Below are 12,118 nucleotides of genomic sequence, written 5' to 3'. Positions count from 1 at the left end.
AATCCTTTATATGTTTCTTAATTAATAATTTATTCTAAGTATTTCTAACTTTAACATGGTAAACCACATTAGGTTTTGTTCCAACATGCTCTAATAAGTGGTACGATCTATCATCAGCAGCTAACTTAGCAACTTTACTTTCAGCATCATTAACATCACCAAATATCATTGCCCCAGAAGAACAAGCATTTGAACAAGCTGTTTGGAATTCACCATCAGCAACCGGACGACCTTCATTTTTTGCTTTCAATTTAGTCGCCTGTGTCATTTGAATACACATAGAACATTTTTCCATAACTCCACGAGAACGAACGTTTACGTCTGGGTTTAATACCATACGTCCTAAATCGTCATTCATGTGGTAATCGAATTCACTGTTTTTGTTGTACAAGAACCAGTTAAAACGACGTACTTTATAAGGACAGTTATTTGCACAGTAACGAGTACCAACACATCTATTGTATGCCATATGGTTTTGACCTTCCCGACCGTGAGATGTTGCAGCAACAGGACAAACTGTTTCACATGGTGCGTGATTACAGTGTTGACACATTACCGGTTGGAAAGAAACTTGTGGATTATCTCCAGGTTTTTCCATTTCGTTAAATGTAGACAATGAGCTAGATAAACCAGCAATATTCTCTTTTCTTTCATTATCTCCTTCAAAAGTACTTTCAGAAGAATAATATCTATCAATACGCAACCAGTGCATATCACGACTTCTTCTTACCTCTGCTTTACCTACAACAGGAACGTTGTTTTCAGCGTGACAAGCAATAACACATGCTCCGCAACCAGTACAAGCGTTTAAGTCAATAGAAAGATTAAAGTGATGTCCTGTAGAACGATCAAATGACTCCCATAAATCGACAGTTGTAGCTTTTACTTCCTCGTGATCTAAAGATACCATTGGTTGTTCGTTCCAATGTTCCGGATCTTCAGAATTAAAAGTATGAAGAGAAGTTTCTTTAATAATATCTCCTCTACCCATTAATGTTTTCTGTCCTTGAACACAAGCGAACTCGTGAACACCATTTGCTTTCGCAATAGTAACAGATTGAACATTATTGAAGTTTTTATATAAAGTGTAAGCATTTAAACCTACAACCATTTCTTCTTTCAAAGCAGCCTTACGACCATAACCTAATGCTAAACCAACTGTTCCAACAGCTTGTCCTGGCTGAACAATTACTGGTACGTTTTCTAGTTTTAAACCATCAGCAGTTGTAATTGTAGCGTAACTTCCGTTTAAACCTCCGTTTGCAACAATTTCATTTGTTAGGTCATATTTTTTAGCATCAGCATTCGAAACAGTAACATAGTTATCCCAAGAAACTCTTGTAATTGGATCTGGAAATTCCTGCAACCAAGGATTGTTAGCTTGTTGTCCGTCACCTAAACCTGTCTTAGTATACAACACTAATTCAAACTCTCCACTTGATTTTGATTTAGCAACAGCGTTTGCAGCAGCACTATAATCAACAGATCCAGCAGATAGAGCAGATGAACCAATTACAAAAACACCATCATGTAAAACTTTGTTCCAAGAAGAACCTGCGATTACTGAAGCTGAATTAGCTTTAATGTAATCATAGAAATTCCCAGGAGTTCCATTTAATGACAATAAAACATCTTGAAATTGTTTTGTATTAAAGATAGGACGAATAGTTGGCTGAGTTAAACTATAAGTTCCTTTGGTAATCACAACATCTCCCCAAGCCTCTAAATAATGAGGAGCCGGAGCAGCGATTGTAGTTACAGATGCAGTCTCATCCTCTTTTAAAGAGAAAGAAACCGATGTTTTTACCTTTTTCAATCCAGATACAAAAGAAGCTGAATCAGCTAATGTATAAACTGGATTAATTCCGCTCATGATTAAAGTATGAATACTTCCAGCGTTCATGTCTTTTACCAATTGAGATACAACCGCATTAGATCCTTTTCTAATTTGTCTCGTACCTGCAGTACTAAAAGCTTCGCTCGCCAATACTTGATTGATCGCTAAAACTAATAATTGAGCATTTTTATCTTCAAGTCCTGAAACTAATACCCCTTTAGCACCAGCAAGTTTTAACTGTTGAGCAGCTTTCACTACTTCTGGTTTAAACTTAGCATCTAAAGAATTAGAAACAGAAGACCCAGTAATTATATTATAAATCTCTACTAAAGCTTGTTTTTGATTTGCAGCATTCATAGGAATACGCTTGTCAGCAGCAGCTCCAGACAATGTCATATTTGATTCTAACTGAAAATGACGAGACATTTTTTTAGCTCCAGTAGGTCCCGCAGGAATTCTACCTTGTGCATAACCTGCATCATATCCTCCACCTTGCCAGTCTCCTAAGAAATCAGCACCAACAGAAACGATTAATGCAGCTTTTGAAAAATCATAATCAACTAAAGCTCTTTCTCCATAAACTGTTTCAAAAGCATCTAAAGCCTCAGATGAAGAAACTGCATCATAAACAACATGCTTAGCATTTGGATTTTTAGCAATAAATTCGCTAATTAATTTTTCAGTAGATGGACTTGCCAAAGTATTAGTCAACAATACTACCTGACCTCCTTTTGCTTTTGCATCAGCAAGACTTGATTTAAGTTTCAAATCAACAGCAGACCAGCTACTATTTTTTCCTTCCAACTTAGGTTCTTTCAAACGCATACTATCATATAAAGATAAGATAGACGCGTGAATTCTTGCGTTGGCTGAAAATTTAGCTCCAGAAATAGTATTGTTATCAATTTTAATTGGACGCCCCTCACGAGTTTTCACCAACAAGTTAGCAAAATCAAAACCATCAAAAACAGTCGTTGCATAATAATCTGCAACACCAGGAATGATTTGTTCCGGTTGTAACACATAAGGTATAGACTTGTGAACAGGACCTTCGCAAGCAGCAAGTGTAACAGCTGCAGTACTAAACCCTACGTACTTTAAAAAGTCACGACGTGAAGTTCCAGATGAAGCTAATGCATCTGCATTTCCTAAGAATTCATCCGTAGGAATCTCTTCAACAAATTCGTTATTTCTAAGCGCCTCAACAATAGAACTATTTTCTAGTTCTTCAACACTTTTCCAGTATTTTTTGTTTGATGACATTGTATATAAATATTAAAATCTTAATAATTCGATTAATAGTGGCATTTACCGCATTCTAAACCTCCCATTTGCGCTGCAGTCAATTTCTCTACACCGTATTTTTTAGAAAGTTCAGCATGAATTTTATCATAATATGCATTTCCTTCCATCTTAACATCAGTTTTTCTATGGCAATCAACACACCATCCCATTGTTAATTTAGAATATTGCTTCATGATCTCAAATTCCTGTACTGGACCGTGACAAGTTTGACATTCAATTCCTGCAACAGTTACGTGTTGAGAGTGATTGAAGTAAACAAAATCAGGAAGATTATGAATACGAACCCATTTTACAGGTTGCGTTTTTCCGGTATAAGCTTGTTTTGCTTTATCCCAACCAACAGCATCATACAACTTCTGGATTTGCGCATCATAAAATGCCTTGCTATACTCAGGAGTAGCAGTAGTTTCAGCAACTTCAGAAATATTTTTATGACAGTTCATACAAACATTCAAAGAAGGAATACCAGCAGTCTTACTCACACGAGCAGCAGAGTGACAATATTTACAATTGATTTCGTTATCTCCAGCGTGTATCTTGTGAGAATAGTGAATTGGCTGAATTGGCTCATAATTTTGATCAACACCAACCTGCATTAGGAAAGCATACACAAAATAACCACTTGCCAAAAGCAAAAATATAGAAGTAACTAAAACCAAGAATTGATTTTTAGCAAAAGCTTTCCATATTGGAGTTCTTGCTTCTCTAGGAGCAACTTCGATACCATTATTACTTGCAACCTTAGTCAACACTTTGTTCACCATGAACAACATCACAACTAAAATAGCCATTACAAGAGCAAGAACCCCTAAAATAATGTTATTAGAAATTCCACCACCTTCAACTTTAGTTCCAGGAGGAGTAGCCGCACCTGGAGCAGGCTCCGCTTTTACTTCAGAAGTATAAGCGATAATATTATCAATATCACCTGTTGATAATTGAGGAAAAGAAGTCATTACAGACTTGTTGTTTTCTTCAAAAAGTTTAACTGCAACAGCATCACCTGATTTAATCATATCAGAGCTGTTATGCACCCACTTGTAAATCCAAGCCATTTCGTGCTTAGCAGCAACTCCTCTTAAAGCAGGACCTGTTGATTTGGCATCTAATTTGTGACATGCAGCGCAATTTGCATTAAAAAGTTCTTTCCCTTTTACTGGATCACCTCCTGCAGTTGCAGCCGGAGCAGCAGCTTCAGGCGCCGCAGGAGCAGCAGCATCTTGAGCAAATGAAGTTAGGGAGAAAATTAGCGTTAGCGATAAGCTAAGCAGCAATTTTCTTGAGATCGAATTATGGTTACCCACCTTTTTCATATAGTATAATAATTATCTACTAATTTTTGGTATGATTTTTTCTGTAGTAAATCAACAAAAAACTAATACCTTCTTTTAAAACTTGCACAAAAATACGACTTATGAACTATTCTCAAAACCTTAAAATACTCTTAAATATCAATTTATATTAATTCTAAATAATATTAAAATTTTCCATACAAACTTTAAATACTATTTTTGCATAAAAACCATCACATTATGAGAATTTTAACCCACTCAAAAAGAGTTTTCTTAACATTAACAATGTTCACTTTAGCATATAATATTCATGCTCAAGACCAAAATTTAACACTGAATCAAGATCCTAAATTTGAGCAATTATTAAGCGACAAACGTAAAATTAACACATCAATAAGTACAAATGATACTTATAAAATTCAAATTTTCAGCGGCAAAAGCGAGGACGCAAAAAAAACACTGGCAGATTTCAAAAGAGAATATAGCAATATCGACGGAACTATTATTTTCAATACTCCCAATTATAAAGTAATTGTAGGCAATTTTAAAACCAGAATAGAAGCTGAACGCAATCTAACTGAGATTAAAAAAAGATACAAAAGCGTCTTTTTGATCAAGCCCAGCAAATAAAAACAACTATTGAATACAAAAAAAAGCGAGATAATATCTCGCTTTTTTTTGTATTCAATAAACAACACCAAAGTTCGTTTTAATTCAAATAAACAATTTCTCGAAAACACCTTTTTAAGCAAAGATTCAAGACTTAATCAGAACACAAAACGACATTTTTTATTCAGCAGAAATTACATTACACGAAAAAAGAAAGCACAATAATACAATCAAAACTCACGACAATAGAGCTATAAATTTATCCGATTCACTTATTAAAAAACACACTAAACATAAACTTGTTAAACAAAAAAAAGCCTCAATTAAATTGAAGCTTTAAATATTATAGTCAAATTAACCCACAGACCTAATAAACTAATTCACGACTTTTATTCCTTTCGCCAAAAATCTTATTTCCTCTTTTGGCAGTACAATAGCCTCTATCTCCGATTGCGCTTTTTTAGCATCTTTAGCATAATGCTTAAGTTCATCAACAGATGTAACCTCTCTTTCAGCACTTCCCTCTAAAACAACATTTTTGCCCTTTAATGCACTAGGCACAAAAAAGGCATAATCTTTCATCTTTACAAAAAAAGAAGACCCACTATCAGTTTTAAGAGTTACCCAGCATCCTCTTTTACTACAAACATCAGTCACCACACCTTTTATTGCAATATTAGTCACTTTTTTATCATGCGCGAGTTTAGCCTCTAATACCGCAACCGAAATCGCTTTACTTTCAGAGATTTTAGAGATATCAGCCCCATAATAATCACCAACTGCAGCACTACCTTCCGGAAGCCCTTTTTTCTCTACAGCTTCCTGCGAAAATGACTGAGTTGAAATACTTATAAAAACAACAACAGCATATATTAATCGTTTCATATTTTAAATAATTTTATCAAAAATAATATTAAAATATGAAAAAAATTTAAATATCCGTTTTTAACTACACATAAATTAACCGTAACAGATTCTATTTAAAATATTGCCACAAAAAAAGTCCCAATTTTCATTGAGACTTTTTTATATAATTCTTGAATATTACTTCAATTTCTTTTTAATTGCAACTTCATGGTACGCTTCAATAACATCTCTTTCTTCAATATCATTGTAACCTTTAATTTGAATACCACAATCATAACCTTTAGAAACCTCTTTAACATCGTCTTTGAAACGTTTCAATGCTACAAGTTCTCCTGTATGCACAACTACTCCATCTCTAATAACTCTAATTTTAGAACTTCTCATAATTTTACCGTCAGTTACCATACAACCAGCGATTGAACCTACTTTAGAAATTTTGAAAATCTCACGAATTTCAGCAGTTCCAAGAATTTCTTCTTTCATTTCTGGAGCTAACATTCCTTCCATTGCATCTTTCAAGTCATCGATAGCAGCGTAGATAATAGAATAATAACGAATATCGATTTCTTCTTTATCAGCAAGTTGTCTCGCATTTCCAGCAGGACGAACGTTAAATCCAATAATGATCGCATCAGAAGCAGAAGCCAACATAACGTCAGTTTCTGTAATTGCTCCAACACCTTTATGGATAATATTAATTTGAACTTCTTCTGTAGAAAGTTTAGAGAACGAATCTGATAATGCTTCAACAGATCCATCAACGTCTCCTTTAAGGATCACGTTCAATTCTTTAAACTGACCAAGTGCAATACGACGACCAATTTCATCAAGAGTAATATGACGTTGTGTACGTACAGATTGTTCACGCATTAATTGAGAACGTTTAGATGCAATTTGTTTTGCCTCTTTTTCATCTTCAAATACATTGAACTTATCACCTGCAGTAGCTGCACCATCAAGTCCTAATACGGATACCGGAGTCGAAGGACCTGCTTCTTTAACTATATGCCCACGTTCGTCATGCATAGCTTTAATTTTACCATGATGCTTACCTGCCAACATATAATCACCAACTTTTAAAGTTCCGTGTTGAACCAAAATTGTTGATACATATCCTTTTCCTTTATCCAAGAAAGCCTCAACAACTGTTCCTTGAGCCGCTTTATTTGGGTTAGATTTTAAATCTAAGATTTCAGCTTCTAATAAAACTTTCTCTAATAATTCTTTTACACCAGTTCCAACTTTTGCAGAAATATCATGTGACTGAATTTTTCCACCCCAATCTTCAACAAGTAAATTCATACTAGCCAAACGCTCTTTGATTTTCTCAACATTAGCATTTGGTTTATCAATTTTATTGATTGCAAATATAATTGGCACTCCCGCCGCTTGTGCGTGAGAAATTGCTTCTTTTGTTTGTGGCATGATATCATCATCTGCCGCTACAACGATAATAGCGATATCGGTAACTTGAGCTCCACGTGCACGCATCGCGGTAAACGCCTCGTGACCCGGTGTATCTAAGAATGCGATTTTTTGACCGTTATCTAAAGTAACTCCGTATGCTCCAATGTGCTGTGTAATACCTCCAGACTCACCAGCGATAACATTTTCTTTACGAATATAATCCAGTAAAGATGTTTTACCGTGATCGACGTGACCCATTACAGTAACAATCGGCGCTCTAACAACTAAATCCTCTTCTTTATCTTCAACTACCTCAATAGCATCTTCAATATCAACTGTAATAAACTCAACTTCGTAACCAAATTCATCGGCAACAATAGTTAATGTTTCAGCATCTAAACGCTGGTTCATAGTTACCATAATACCTAGAGACATACAAGTTCCAATTACTTTAGTAATCGGCACATCCATCATGATAGCAATTTCACCTACAGTAACAAATTCCGTAACTTTTATAGTTTTACTTCCTTCGTCAATTGCTCTTTGCTCTTCATCAGATTTCTGACGGTGCGTATCTCTTTTATCTCTTCTGTATTTAGCCGCTTTAGATTTTCCACCTTTACCTTGAAGTTTTTCAAGAGTCTCTCTAATTTGGTTTTTTACCTCCTCTTCAGTTGGCTCAACTTTAGCAACAATAGCCGGACGGTTTCCTTTTACAAAACCAGGTCTCGCACTTCTGTTAGCATTAAAACCTCCTCCACCAGTATTTGGTGTAATTTTATTAGGATTTGGAGTTCCTGGCGAATTACCTGTAGCAGGTTTTGGTGCACCTGGAGTTCCTGGTTTAGGAGCAATTCTTTTACGCTTATTTTTGTTAGCGTTATTATTTGCACCTGGAGCTCCTGGTTTATTAGGAGTTATTTTTGGATCTTCTTTCTTTTTCTTAGGCTTATTAAATTGAGATAAGTCAATTGTTTGCCCAGTAAGAGTCGTTCCAGATAATTTTTGATATTGCGTAGTAATTGTTTCTTCAGCAGTTGCAGGATCAGTTGAAACAACTGGTTCTTGTGCCACTTTTGGAGTTTCCACTTTTACTTCTTTTACTTCTTTTTTCTCTGTAATAATAGGTTTTTCTACCTTTTTCTCTTCAGAAACTACAGGAGGAGCAACTGGCTCAGGCTGTACAACTTCTTTTTGAACAGGTTTTTCTGGTTGAGTTGGAGCAACAACTACTTTTGGTTCTTCAGCTTTTACTGGTTCCTCAGAAGGAGTAGAAACAACTGCAGGTTTCTTTGGATTTAAATCAATTTTACCTACTTGAACAGGTCCTGTTACAACAGCTCTCGCTTTTATAATTTCCTGCTGCTTTTGACGTTCTTCGTCTTGTCTGCGTTTGTCTTCAATTTCTTTCTCACGTTCAACACGTAATGCTTCTTTTTCTTTTCTCTTTTCCTCTCCTACCTCTTTAGAAGCTTCCTTATTCCCCTTATCGCCCGCAAATTGGCTTTGTAGGATATTAAATTCGCTATCAGAAATTTTCGCATTTGGATTTGCATCAATAGCAATTCCCTTATCTTTTAGATAATCAACAGCTCTTTCTAACGAAATATTTAATTCCCTTAAAACCTTGTTTATTCTTATTACTCTCTCTTCAGACATATAACCTTTTTATTATTACCTTTTTCGTTGTGTTGTTAGAGCAGATAACTAGCTATCAAACTCTTCTTTTAGTATTTTCATAACATCAAGAATCGTTTCCTCTTCTAAATCTGTTCTTCTTACTAAATCTTCTACTTCTTGCTTTAAGATACTTCTAGCTGTATCTAAACCAATTTTTGCAAATTCTTCAATAACCCAGCCTTCAATTTCATCTGAAAACTCAGTTAATTCAACGTCATCATCTTCACCACTAGCAACATCACCTTCTCTGATAACATCAAGCTCGTAACCTGTTAGCTGACCCGCTAATTTAATATTATGACCACCTCTACCAATTGCTTTAGAAACTTCTTCTAATTTCAAGAAAACTTCAGCTCTTTTATTTTCTTCATCAATTTTAATAGACGAAACTTTAGCAGGGCTTAATGCTCTTGTAATAAACAATTGAATATTGCTTGTATAATTGATTACATCGATATTTTCGTTTCCTAATTCACGAACAATTCCATGAATACGAGAACCTTTCATACCAACACAAGCTCCAACAGGATCAATTCTATCATCATAAGAATCTACCGCTACTTTTGCTTTTTCACCAGGAATACGCACTACATTTTTAACTGTAATCAATCCGTCGAACACTTCAGGAATTTCTTGTTCAAATAATTTCTCTAAAAACTTCTCAGAAGTTCTAGACATAATAATTTGAGGTTTATTTCCTTTTAATTCAACGCTTTCAATAATTCCACGAACATTATCCCCTTTACGGAAAAAGTCAGACGGAATTTGTTTTTCTTTCGGAAGTACAATTTCGTTCCCTTCGTCATCAACCAAGATAACTACTCTAGGACGCACATGGTGTACTTCTGCAGTATAGATATCACCGATAATATCTTTAAATTGCTTGTAAAGATTTGTATTATCGTGTTCGTGAATTTTAGATATTAAGTTTTGGCGTAAAGCCAAAATAGCTCTTCTACCAAGATCGATTAATTTCACCTCTTCAGAAACCTCTTCACCAATTTCAAAATCAGCTTCAATCATTCTTGCTTCGGTCAAAGTAATCTCTTCGTTTTCAAAATCAAGATCTTCGTCAGCAACAATTACTCTTCTTCTCCATATCTCCATATCTCCCTTATCAGGATTAATAATGATATCGAAATTATCATCAGAACCGTATTTTTTCTTTAATGCATTTCTAAACACGTCCTCTAAAATTGCCATAAGCGTTACACGATCAATAAGTTTATTATCTTTAAACTCTGAGAATGAATCGATTAATGCTAAATTTTCCATGCGAATTCTTTAATTAAAATGTTACTGTAACAATTGCCTCTTTAATTTCTGTATAAGGTATTTGTTGCTCTTTTTGAACTGTTTCTTTTCCTTTTCCTACTTTTTTCGGTTCTCTTGCTTTCCAAGACAAAATTATGAAAACATCGTTAGCTTCCACCAATTCTGCTTCAATTTTTTCAGTATTTGTAGTAACAATCAATGTTCTACCAATATTTTTAATGTATTGTCTTGTCATTTTCAAAGGTGATCCTACTCCAACCGATGCTACTTCAAGCGAAAAATCCTGCTCTTCACGATCCAGATTATTCTCGACTGCACGACTAACGTCAATACAATCCTGTAACGCCACTCCATTATCACCATCTAAACCAACACTAATCTTAAAAGAATCTGATATCGCCAGATCAATCAAAAATATTGATGGCTTATCCAGAAGGGCTTCTGTAATTAATCCGTTTACTTTTTCTTTAAATGTCATAATTTTATAAAAAGAGGGGACACTTAGTCCCCTCATTATTTAGATTTTAATAAATAACGGTGCAAATATAGTGTTTTTTTTATAAATCAAAATAAATAGATTGCTCTAAAAATATTTCTTATCTTTATGATAGCATTAAAATTACAGATTTTCACATTATTTAACCCCTTAAAAACTATGAAACGAATTTTAGTACCTACCGACTTCTCTGAACATGCCGAAGATGCTTTAAAAGCTGCAAGTCAAATTGCAAAGAAAAACAACTCCGAAATTATCATCTTACACATGCTGGAACTACCCAGCCAAATGAACGATGCAGTTCTTGGCGGCGCAAGCATTCCGGAGACTATGCTTTTCATGAAAAAAGCCAACGAAATGCTGGATGAAGTCGCCTCAAGATCTTATCTAGACGGAATTTCAATCACAGAAATCGTAAAAATGGACAAGCCAATTCACGGCATCACCCAGGTCAGCAAAGACTACAACATAGACTTAATTGTAATGGGATCACATGGATCTTCAGGAGTCGAAGAATTACTTATTGGCTCTAATACAGAAAAAGTTGTTCGCAATTCTGAAATTCCTGTACTAGTAATCAAAAAAAATATCTCAAATTTTAATGCCGAAAATATTGTTTTTGCTTCAGATTTTTCAGCAGAAGCAAAAAAACCTTTCGAAAAACTCCTAAACTTCAGCAAAGCTTTTAATTCAAAAATCCATTTAGTTACCATTTGCACACCAAACAGTTTTAAACCGACACACGAAATTGAAAAAGCCATAAATAATTTTGTATCTGATTTTAACATAACAAATTATTCAACTCAAATCTATAACGACACCAATATCGAAAAAGGAATTATCAATTTCTCCAACAGCATAAACGCTGATATCATTGGTATGTGCACACATGGAAGAACTGGTTTCGCACACTTTTTTAACGGAAGCATTAGCGAAGGACTGGTTAATCACGCTGTTAAACCCGTTATCACTTTCAAAATTTAAAAAACTCACTATTTATTATCACATAAAAAAAGCCTCTCAATTGAGAGGCTTTTTATGTTGGTCTACAAGGACTCGAACCTTGAAAGACTGCACCAAAAACAGTTGTGTTACCATTACACCATAGACCAATAAAGCGTTTAAGCGAGCGCAAATTTAAAGCTTTTTTTTATTTACGCAAATTTAATTTAAAAATAATAAAAAAGCCTCTCAATTGAGAGGCTTTTATGTTGGTCTACAAGGACTCGAACCTTGAAAGACTGCACCAAAAACAGTTGTGTTACCATTACACCATAGACCAGCGTTGCTGTTAAGCGAGTGCAAATTTAAAGCTTTTTTTAGTTTGCGCAAACTTTTTAGCAAAAAAAA

The 12,118-nt window shown here is 34.8% G+C and carries 8 protein-coding genes and 2 tRNA genes; 2 read left to right on the top strand and 8 right to left on the bottom strand.

Annotated features, from left to right (window positions below; all coding sequences use genetic code 11):
- Window positions 1-34 precede the first annotated feature (34 nt).
- Together ACHRVZ_RS11150 and ACHRVZ_RS11145 are read right to left on the bottom strand one after the other, a co-directional pair.
- Complete coding sequence (locus tag ACHRVZ_RS11150) at window positions 35-3,100, bottom strand: TAT-variant-translocated molybdopterin oxidoreductase (protein ID WP_395422483.1); 3,066 nt, start codon at window positions 3,098-3,100, stop codon at window positions 35-37.
- 32 nt (window positions 3,101-3,132) lie between these two features.
- Window positions 3,133-4,455, bottom strand: coding sequence for a cytochrome c3 family protein (locus ACHRVZ_RS11145; protein WP_395422482.1), 1,323 nt, complete (start codon window positions 4,453-4,455; stop codon window positions 3,133-3,135).
- Window positions 4,456-4,674: 219 nt separating this feature from the next.
- Between ACHRVZ_RS11145 and ACHRVZ_RS11140 the strand changes: the two genes are divergently transcribed.
- Window positions 4,675-5,064 (top strand): SPOR domain-containing protein, encoded by a 390-nt coding sequence (locus ACHRVZ_RS11140; RefSeq protein ID WP_395422480.1) that lies wholly within the window; start codon window positions 4,675-4,677, stop codon window positions 5,062-5,064.
- A gap of 354 nt (window positions 5,065-5,418) precedes the next feature.
- Here the strand turns inward: ACHRVZ_RS11140 and ACHRVZ_RS11135 are convergent, their stop codons facing one another.
- The 4 genes from ACHRVZ_RS11135 to rimP all read right to left on the bottom strand — a co-directional run bounded on the left by ACHRVZ_RS11135 (window position 5,419) and on the right by rimP (window position 10,750).
- The gene (locus ACHRVZ_RS11135; protein ID WP_395422478.1) at window positions 5,419-5,928 is read right to left on the bottom strand and encodes a DUF4920 domain-containing protein; all 510 of its coding nucleotides are present in this window, start codon (window positions 5,926-5,928) and stop codon (window positions 5,419-5,421) included.
- Window positions 5,929-6,087: 159 nt separating this feature from the next.
- Window positions 6,088-8,976, bottom strand: a complete 2,889-nt coding sequence (gene infB / locus ACHRVZ_RS11130) for a translation initiation factor IF-2 (protein ID WP_395422477.1) — start codon at window positions 8,974-8,976, stop codon at window positions 6,088-6,090.
- A gap of 48 nt (window positions 8,977-9,024) precedes the next feature.
- Entirely contained in the window at window positions 9,025-10,272 is a 1,248-nt protein-coding gene (gene nusA, locus ACHRVZ_RS11125; protein ID WP_041516381.1) for a transcription termination factor NusA, read from the bottom strand.
- Between the two features lie 13 nt (window positions 10,273-10,285).
- Window positions 10,286-10,750, bottom strand: coding sequence for a ribosome assembly cofactor RimP (rimP, locus tag ACHRVZ_RS11120; RefSeq protein ID WP_395422476.1), 465 nt, complete (start codon window positions 10,748-10,750; stop codon window positions 10,286-10,288).
- Window positions 10,751-10,927: 177 nt separating this feature from the next.
- Between rimP and ACHRVZ_RS11115 the strand changes: the two genes are divergently transcribed.
- On the top strand, window positions 10,928-11,752 hold the full coding sequence (locus ACHRVZ_RS11115) for a universal stress protein (RefSeq protein ID WP_395422474.1): 825 nt from the start codon (window positions 10,928-10,930) through the stop codon (window positions 11,750-11,752).
- A gap of 57 nt (window positions 11,753-11,809) precedes the next feature.
- Here the strand turns inward: ACHRVZ_RS11115 and ACHRVZ_RS11110 are convergent.
- Window positions 11,810-11,880 (bottom strand) — tRNA-Gln (locus tag ACHRVZ_RS11110).
- A 99-nt stretch (window positions 11,881-11,979) separates the two neighbouring features.
- Window positions 11,980-12,050, bottom strand: a tRNA-Gln gene (locus tag ACHRVZ_RS11105).
- Between the last annotated feature and the right edge of the window lie 68 nt (window positions 12,051-12,118).

The organism is Flavobacterium sp. FlaQc-57 (genome assembly GCF_044007395.1).
Taxonomy (GTDB): domain Bacteria; phylum Bacteroidota; class Bacteroidia; order Flavobacteriales; family Flavobacteriaceae; genus Flavobacterium.
The sequence above is the reverse complement of the archived record's forward strand: the minus strand, read 5'-3'. Positions and strand labels throughout refer to the sequence as shown.

What these genes read in the sequence shown, in the direction of transcription:
- ACHRVZ_RS11150 (WP_395422483.1), bottom strand. Translation starts at nt 3,100, where the DNA reads ATGTCATCAAACAAAAAATACTGGAAAAGTGTTGAAGAACTAGAAAAT.
- ACHRVZ_RS11145 (WP_395422482.1), bottom strand. Translation starts at nt 4,455, where the DNA reads ATGAAAAAGGTGGGTAACCATAATTCGATCTCAAGAAAATTGCTGCTT.
- ACHRVZ_RS11140 (WP_395422480.1), top strand. Translation starts at nt 4,675, where the DNA reads ATGAGAATTTTAACCCACTCAAAAAGAGTTTTCTTAACATTAACAATG.
- ACHRVZ_RS11135 (WP_395422478.1), bottom strand. Translation starts at nt 5,928, where the DNA reads ATGAAACGATTAATATATGCTGTTGTTGTTTTTATAAGTATTTCAACT.
- infB (WP_395422477.1), bottom strand. Translation starts at nt 8,976, where the DNA reads ATGTCTGAAGAGAGAGTAATAAGAATAAACAAGGTTTTAAGGGAATTA.
- nusA (WP_041516381.1), bottom strand. Translation starts at nt 10,272, where the DNA reads ATGGAAAATTTAGCATTAATCGATTCATTCTCAGAGTTTAAAGATAAT.
- rimP (WP_395422476.1), bottom strand. Translation starts at nt 10,750, where the DNA reads ATGACATTTAAAGAAAAAGTAAACGGATTAATTACAGAAGCCCTTCTG.
- ACHRVZ_RS11115 (WP_395422474.1), top strand. Translation starts at nt 10,928, where the DNA reads ATGAAACGAATTTTAGTACCTACCGACTTCTCTGAACATGCCGAAGAT.